Origin of the sequence: Rhizobium ecuadorense, from assembly GCF_001187535.1 — a bacterium.
GTDB lineage: Bacteria > Pseudomonadota > Alphaproteobacteria > Rhizobiales > Rhizobiaceae > Rhizobium > Rhizobium ecuadorense.
In genome coordinates this window covers 1-231 of the sequence record NZ_LFIO01000771.1, presented here as the reverse complement: position 1 = coordinate 231, position 231 = coordinate 1, and the positions used below count along the sequence as shown (strand labels likewise).

Annotated in this window: 1 protein-coding gene; it reads right to left on the bottom strand. The window is 59.7% G+C overall.

What is annotated here, in order from left to right; all coding sequences use genetic code 11:
* On the bottom strand, nucleotides 1–231 hold a 231-nt coding region (locus AF337_RS13820), incomplete at both ends, for an AAA family ATPase (protein ID WP_342028429.1).

The window sequence follows — 231 nt, the reverse complement described above, 5'->3', positions numbered from 1 at the left end:
GCCCAAAGCCGTGCGCAGGCTCTTCAACTCGCCGTCGAAGATGAGCCTGCTGTGATCGACCATGATCAGCCGCGGGCAGATGGTCTCGATGTCCTGCAGATCATGGGTGGTGAGAATGATGGTGACGCCGCGCTCGCGGTTGATTTCGGCGAGAAAGCGCCGAACCGCATCCTTGGCGACCACATCAAGACCGATGGTCGGTTCGTCCAGAAAGAGGATCTTGGGGTCGTG